A 6,366-nucleotide genomic window follows, 5' to 3' on the forward strand; every position below is an offset into this window, starting at 1 on the left:
GTCCGCGAGCTGGGCGTCGATGTCCCACCCGGTGAACTGCCGCAGCGCTCCGGGCCGCCGCCGCGACGGCCCGGCCGATCGGGTGCTCCGAGCGGTGCTCGACCGCGCCCGCGAGCCGCAGCGCCTCGTCCTCGGCGAGGCCGTCCGCCGTGGTGACGGCGGCCAGCTCCATCCGTCCGGTGGTCAGCGTCCCGGTCTTGTCCATCACCACCGTGTCCACCCGGCGCAGGCTCTCCAGCACCTCCGGGCCGCGCACCAGCACGCCCAGCTCCGCGCCCCGTCCGGTCGCCGCCAGCAGCGCCGTCGGCGTGGCCAGCCCGAGCGCGCACGGGCAGGCCACCACCAGCACCGCGACCGCCGCCGTCACCGCCGCCTGCGGGGCGGCGCCCGCCCCCAGCCAGAAGCCCAGCACGCTCGCCGCGACCGCCAGCACGCAGGGCACGAACACCCCGGCCACCGCGTCCGCCAGCCGCTGCGCCCGCGCCTTGCCGGCCTGGGCCTCCGCCACCAGCGCGGTGATCCGGGCCAGTTGGGTGTCCGCGCCGACCGCCGTGGCCCGGACCACCAGCGCGCCGCCGACGTTCACCGTCGCGCCCGCCACCTGGTCCCCGGGGCCGACCTCGACCGGCACGCTCTCCCCGGTCAGCAGGCTCAGGTCGAGCGCCGAACCGCCCTCCACCACCACCCCGTCGGTGGCCACCCGCTCGCCCGGCCGCACCACGAACTCCTGCCCGGGCAGCAGCAGTTCGATCGGCACCAGGCGCTCCTCGCCGTCCGCCCCGCGCAGGCACACCTGCTTGGCGCCCAGCTCGGCCAGCGCCCGCAGCGCGGAGCCGCTGCGCCGGCGCACCCGGCCCTCCAGCAGCCGCCCGGCCAGCACGAACAGCGGCACGCCGACCGCCGCCTCCAGGTACACGTGCGCGGTGCCGCCGGCGTCGGCGGTCAGCGAGAACGGCATCCGCATGTCCGGATCGCCGGCCCCGCCGAGGAACAGCGCGTACGCCGACCAGCCGAAGGAGGCGATGATGCCCAGGCTGACCAGGGTGTCCATGGTCGCCGCCGCGTGCCGCAGCCCCTGCCACGCCCGGCGGTGGAAGCCCGCCGACCCCCAGGTCACCACCGGGACGGCGAGCCCGAAGCAGACCCACTGCCAGGCGGTGAACTGCGCCGACGGCACCATCGACAGCACCAGCACCGGGACGGCCAGCAGGGCGGTGACCAGCAGCCGCCACCGCTCGTCCGGCTCCTCGGCCACCCCGACCGGCGCCCCGGCGGGCAGCGGCTCGGCGGTGTAGCCCGCCCGCTCGACCGCCGCCACCAGCTCGGCGACCGGCACCCCGGCGGGGTGCAGCACCCGGGCCCGCCCGGTCGCCAGGTTCACCCCGGCCGTCACCCCGTCGAGCCTGGCCAGCCGCTTCTCGACCCGCCCCACGCAGGCGGCGCAGGTCATCCCGCCGACCGCCAGATCCGTGGCGACCACGGGCTCCGCGACCGCGCTCACCGCATCCCGCCCATGTCGTGCCCACCCATCCCGGGCGACGCGCCGCCCCCGTCCGCGGGCCGCAGCCCGGGCGCCACCGGCCCGACCTGCCGCCCCACCCCGTAGGCCACCACGAACACCACCACCAGCAGCAGGAGGAACCCCGCCAGCACACTCGACGGCCGGACACCCGGCGATTTCGCACTCACGCCCCAGCAGTCGGACGGCCGCTCCGGTTGGTTCCCGTACGCTCCGAAATCGTCGTCGCCGCGCGCAGGGACGGGGCCCAATTCGGATGACGGGCCGTCGCCCCACCGGGTAACGTCCGGACCGGCGCCTCCCGATGCGCCCCGGCCCCGGTTACTTCCTGACGAAAAAAGTGCCACCGGTGCCACCTCTGATCCCGGGAGGCGCCCGCCCCGGCGTGCCCGCGCACCCGGCCCCACCCCAGCGAGACCACCCACCAGGGGGACACCTGCATGACCCGGTTCAGCCGCCCCCGGACCAAGGCCGCCACCAGGGCCGAGATCCAGCGAGAACTACCGGGACTCACCAGGCGCGGCGTGTCCTCCCCGCTCGCCACCGACGGCGCGTGGCCCGTCCCGGAGGTCCGGCACCTGCGCTCGGCACCGCCCCCGGTCGTCCGCCGCCGGGGCGTCGCCAACCACCAGGGCGGATCGGGCTACGTCCGGGAACCGAAGGCGGAGCTGTTCCTCCTCGCCGTCTCCCACCGGTTCGGCCGGGACACCTTCTACGAGACGGCCGCCGAGCGCGAGGAACGCTACCTCCGGCTGGTCCGCGAGCACGCCCTGAGCGACCCGCGCTGGACCCTCGGGCTGCTCCGCTGGCTGCGCACCGAGGCCCGGATCAGGACGGCCGCGGTGGCCGGAGCCGCCGCGTTCGTCCACGCCCGAGCGGCGGCCGGCGCCGCCGGGTACTCCCGCCAGGCCGTCGACGCGGTGCTCCAACGGCCGGACGAGCCCGGGGAGTTGCTGGAGATCTGGACCACCCGGTACGGCCGCCGGCTGCCCCAGCCGCTGCGCCGCGGCATCGGTGACGCCGTCCGCCGGCTCTACACCGCCCGCGCCCTGCTGAAGTACGACACCCCCGCGCACCGCTTCCGCTTCGGCGACGTCCTGGAGCTGACCCACCCCGCGCCCGACCCGGCCAGGCCCTGGCAGGGCGCGCTGTTCCGGTACGCCCTGGACCGCCGCCACCACCCGGAGAGCGCCCTGCCGCCCGCCGGCGAGCGCCTGCTGACCAGCCACCACGCGCTGCTCGCCGTCCCGCGGGCCGACCGCCGCGCGCTGGTCACCGGCCCCGGCGGCGCGGACCGCCTGGCCGAGGCCGGAATGACCTGGGAGGCCCTGGCCGGCTGGCTGCACGGCCCGCTGGACGCCGCCGTCTGGGAGGCCGTCATCCCCTCGATGGGGCCGATGGCGCTGGTGCGGAACCTGCGCAACTTCGACCAGGCCGGGGTCGGCGACGCGGCGGCCGCGGCGGTGGCCCGCCGGATCGCCGACCCGGAGGAGGTGCGGCGCTCCCGGCAGTTCCCGTTCCGCTACCTGGCCGCCCACCGCGCCGCCCGGTCGCCGCGCTGGGCCGAGGCGCTGGGGACCGCCCTCGGCCACTCGCTGGCCCGGGTGCCCGCGCTGCCCGGCCGCACCCTGGTGCTGGTGGACCGCTCGGGCTCGATGTTCGACCAGCCCTCGGCCCGGACCGGGCTCGACCGGGCGGACACGGCCGCCGTCTTCGGCACCGCCCTGGCCCTGCGGGCCGAGCGGGCCGACCTGGTCCAGTTCGGCAGCGGCAGCTGGACGGTCGAACCGGGCCCGTCGGTGCTGGAGACCGTGGGACGCTTCCGCGCCCTGGGCGGCACCCGGACGGCCGCCGCCGTGCTCAAGCACTACCGGGAGCACGACCGGGTGGTCGTGGTGACCGACGAGCAGGACGACCGGTCGCGCTCCGACCCGTTCGCCCCCGTCCCCGAGGACGTCCCGGTCTACACCTGGAACCTGGCCGGCTACGGCACCGGCCACACCCCGCCCGGCCCGCGCCGCTACACCTTCGGCGGGCTCGGCGACGCGTCCTTCGCGCTGATCCCGCTGCTGGAGCGCGGCCACGCCGCCGCCTGGCCCTGGGACTGACGGGCGGTGCCGGCTACGGCCGGACGGTACGCGGCCCGGTCACGGCGGCGCCGAGCGCGCCGACCCTCGCCCGCAGCTCGCGGTCGGCGGTGGCCACCAGGCAGGCCCGCCCCGGGTGCTCGGCCCGGGCCGCCCCGACCAGCTCCACGATCCGGTCGTCCCCGCTGCCGCTCGCCTCCACCACCCGGACCTCCGGCAGCCCGGCGACACCCCGGGCCGCGCCCTCGACCACCAGCACCACCTCCACCGGCCAGGGCAGCTCCGGCAGACCCCGGGCGGCGAGTGGCACCAGCGCGTCCCGCAGCCGCTCGGCGGCACCCCGCCGGTCCCGCCACCAGCCGTCCGGGACGGAGCCGACCACATTCGCACCGTCGACCACCAGCAGCGGCGGCGGCACGGCCTCGTTCTGTTCCATGCCCGCCAAGCCTGCCAGACCCTAGCGGTCGGTCCAGCGGATCGGGTGGCCGGAGGCGGCGGTGGTGAGCCAGGAGCCGTCACCGAGCGGGCGGATGTCGTCCGGGGCCGCCGCGTGGGCGTCGAACTCGCCGTGGACGCGGCCGGAGCGGGCGTCGACGCGGTAGTGGCGGAACCAGTCCTCCTCGTCCTCGGTCTCGCCGATGAGGGCGACGACGAGGGTGTCGGCGGTCAGGTAGCCGCCGCTCCACTCCAGGAAGACGGCGTCCGGGTCCTGCCCGAAGTCGTCGACCGTCAGGGTGAACTCCACCTCGCCCGAAGGGAAGGCGTGGACGGCGAGGTCGTTCTGCTCGTGGTCGACGGTCAGGAACCGGTGCCCGTCGGGCGAGAGGTCGATCAGGCAGCGGTCGACCCAGGGGTAGCGGACGAGGTCGATCCGGCCGCCGGCCAGCGACGCGCGGTGGACGATCGTGCCGTCCTGCCCCTCGCCCACGTTGAGCAGGATCTCGCCGCTCACCGGGTGCGCCCGCTGCACGGCGCCGTGCCCGACCGTGTCCAGGTCCGCCTGGGCGAGGGCGGCCCCGGTCGCGGCGTCCACCGCGACCCACTGGTCCGGCCGGCCGCGGCCCGCCATCTCGTCGGGCCGGTAGACCCAGACCACCCGTCCGTCCGAGGACAGCGCGCAGCCGGGCCGGTGGCCGTGGACCTGGGCCGCCGCCGGCTCGAACCGCGACCGCCAGACCTCCGCGCCGTCCGCCGTCACGCCGACGACCGCGTCGAGCGTCGTGTAGTAGGCGTGCCGGAGGTCGGCGGCGACGGCGTGCCCGACGACCTCGTCGCCGGCGGCCGGCCGGTAGGCCGCGGCGGGGGACAACTCGCCCACGGCGGTCGGGGTGTAGGCGCAGAGGAGCCCGTCGACGAGCCGCGTGGTGAGGCGGCCGGGGGGAAGGGAGGTGACCATCCCGGGAGGCTACCGGAGCCGGTCGCCCGCCGTCGGGCCGTCAGTCGGCCGGCGTGATCCGGATGCCGACCGTCCCGCGCTCGCCGCGCCGCAGCCGGCTGCCGAGCAGGGTGAGCACGCCCAGCAGGCCGTACTTCTGGCGCAGCAGCGTGCGGTAGGCGGCGGTGCGCTCGGGGCCGAGGATCTCGGCGGTGGCGGGGTACTGCTCGCCGGTCGGGCGGCCCTTGACGTCGCAGGGGCCGACCAGCACGTCCGCGCGGTTGCGGATCCGCTTGACCTTCCAGGAGTCCGCGACGGTCCAGACACCGAGCGCCTCCCCGTCGCGCACCACCCACACCGGGGTCGGCACGGCGGTGCCGTCCTTCTTGTACGTGGTGACGAGCAGGTAGCTCCCGGAGGAGAGCCGGACGATCCGGGCGAGCCGGTCCGCGGCGGAGGGGTCGGGCGTGGTCATGGCCGGAAGTCTAGGGCGTGTCGGTGCGGGTCAGGCGAACGACGGCCACCGGTGGGCGGCCCACTGCCGCCAGTCCGCCCAGCCGGGGGGGCGGGCCGTCCGCCGTGCGGCCGGCCAGCTCCGCCGCGTCGGGCTCCTCGAAGTGCGCCCGCCCGTGCAGGATGTCGGCCTCCGTCATCGGGAAGCTCTCCTCGGGGGTGGTCGCCCAGCGGTGGGCGATCCGGGCGCGCTGGGTGTCGTCGTCCACGGGCAGGTAGACCATCCGGCAGCACGCGCCCTCGGCCTCCGCCAGCCGGCGGATCGCGGACCGTTCCTCCCGGGACCAGCAGCCGTAGTCCACCACGACGTCGGTGCCCAGCCGGACCGCCTCCAGGGCGAGCCGGAGCATGCACCCCTCCAGTACGTCGCGCTTCCCGTCCGGCTCCGGCGTGCCGAACCGGGGGATCATCCAGTCGTCGGGTGTCAGGCGCAGCGCGCCGTGCTCCGCCGCGAGCTGCCGGGCCCTCGTGGTCTTCCCGGCTCCCGGCAGGCCGACCATCAGGAACAACGTCGTCACCCCCGGATCGTGCCGGCGGAGCCGGGCGTGCGGCCACCGGTTTTCTCCGGGGCGGGGTGGTCGGGTCCACGCTCAGCGGGACGGCCGGGACCCGCGGGAGCGGGCGGTGTGGACCAGCGCGCGGGCGCGGCGGGTGAGGCGGCGCCGGCCGCGCCCGCCGAGGCCGGTGGCGCCCCCGACGGCGGTCGCGCCGCCCCCGCCGTACGCCGGGACGGGGACGGCCCGGACGGTGGCGGCCGCGGTGCGGCGGCGGGCGGTGGTGCGGGCGGTGGCCCAGGCGGCGACGGCGGTGCCGGGCGCGGCGGGGTCGGCGGGGGCCCCGGGGGTCTCGCCGGTGACGTCCGCGGTGTACTC

At 77.3% G+C, this 6,366-nt stretch carries 6 protein-coding genes and 2 pseudogenes; 1 reads left to right on the plus strand and 7 read right to left on the minus strand.

Annotated features, from left to right (window positions below; all coding sequences use genetic code 11):
* A partial coding sequence (locus ABZW03_RS35265; protein WP_355267823.1) for a heavy metal translocating P-type ATPase occupies positions 1-1,450 on the minus strand: 1,450 nt, incomplete at its 3' end.
* 47 nt (positions 1,451-1,497) lie between these two features.
* Positions 1,498-1,689, minus strand: a complete 192-nt coding sequence (locus ABZW03_RS35270) for a hypothetical protein (RefSeq protein ID WP_355267808.1) — start codon at positions 1,687-1,689, stop codon at positions 1,498-1,500.
* A 270-nt stretch (positions 1,690-1,959) separates the two neighbouring features.
* On the opposite strand from ABZW03_RS35270, the gene ABZW03_RS35275 reads away from it, so the two are divergent.
* A complete protein-coding gene (locus ABZW03_RS35275) occupies positions 1,960-3,627 on the plus strand; it encodes a TROVE domain-containing protein (RefSeq protein ID WP_355267811.1) in 1,668 nt (555 codons plus the stop codon).
* A 13-nt stretch (positions 3,628-3,640) separates the two neighbouring features.
* Here ABZW03_RS35275 and ABZW03_RS35280 read toward each other — a convergent pair whose 3' ends face one another.
* The 5 genes and pseudogenes from ABZW03_RS35280 to ABZW03_RS35300 all read right to left on the minus strand — a co-directional run.
* Entirely contained in the window at positions 3,641-4,042 is a 402-nt protein-coding gene (locus tag ABZW03_RS35280) for an NTP pyrophosphohydrolase (protein WP_355267814.1), read from the minus strand.
* A gap of 21 nt (positions 4,043-4,063) precedes the next feature.
* A complete protein-coding gene (locus tag ABZW03_RS35285; RefSeq protein ID WP_355267817.1) occupies positions 4,064-5,002 on the minus strand; it encodes a hypothetical protein in 939 nt (312 codons plus the stop codon).
* Positions 5,003-5,042: 40 nt separating this feature from the next.
* Positions 5,043-5,456 carry a PPOX class F420-dependent oxidoreductase gene (locus tag ABZW03_RS35290; protein WP_355267820.1) on the minus strand — a complete coding sequence of 138 codons (414 nt, stop codon included), beginning with the start codon at positions 5,454-5,456 and terminating at the stop codon, positions 5,043-5,045.
* Positions 5,457-5,486: 30 nt separating this feature from the next.
* A pseudogene (locus ABZW03_RS35295) lies at positions 5,487-6,012 on the minus strand (ATP-binding protein).
* Positions 6,013-6,084: 72 nt separating this feature from the next.
* Positions 6,085-6,366: pseudogene (locus ABZW03_RS35300) on the minus strand (hypothetical protein); the annotation flags it as partial.

The organism is Kitasatospora sp. NPDC004799 (assembly GCF_040609095.1).
GTDB lineage: Bacteria > Actinomycetota > Actinomycetes > Streptomycetales > Streptomycetaceae > Kitasatospora.